The organism is Rhizobium sp. AQ_MP, assembly GCF_014237835.1.
Lineage (GTDB): Bacteria > Pseudomonadota > Alphaproteobacteria > Rhizobiales > Rhizobiaceae > Allorhizobium.
The window spans coordinates 1-519 of the sequence record NZ_JACJVI010000067.1; the positions used below are offsets into that span (position 1 = coordinate 1).

The following is a 519-nucleotide window of genomic DNA, read 5'->3' on the forward strand; positions in this document are numbered from 1 at the left end:
CAAACGGATCGATGCCCTGTTCGATATCGAACGGGAGATCAACGGCCTTAGCTCCGAGCAGCGCTTGGAGCGCCGCCGCCAAGACAGCCAGCCACTCATCGAAGAACTGCATAACTGGCTCCAAACCGAGCGGCTAAAACTGTCGCGCAGTTCTCCTGTCTCAGAGCCGATCGACTACATGCTGAAGCGCTGGGATGGATTTACGTCATTCCTCGACGATGGCCGAATTTGTCTCACGAACAACGCCGCCGAACGCGCGCTCAGAGGCTTTGCTCTCGGCAGGAAGTCATGGCTCTTCGCCGGATCGGATCGTGGTGCTGATCGTGCCGCCTTCATGGCGACGCTGATCATGACGGCCAAGCTCAATGACATAGACCCACAAGCCTGGCTGGCGGATGTCCTCGCCAACATTGCCGACACGCCGATCAGCAGGCTGGAGCAATTGTTGCCGTGGAACTGGACACCCAAGACGCTGAGTGCTCAGGCAGCCTGACCTGCGGCCTTCGCCGGATGCTTACT

Annotated in this window: 1 protein-coding gene; it reads left to right on the forward strand. The window is 59.0% G+C overall.

Annotated features, from left to right (window positions below):
- Positions 1-493, forward strand: a 493-nt coding sequence (locus H6M51_RS24235) for a transposase (protein WP_185812315.1), incomplete at its 5' end; no start/stop codon positions are given.
- Between the last annotated feature and the right edge of the window lie 26 nt (positions 494-519).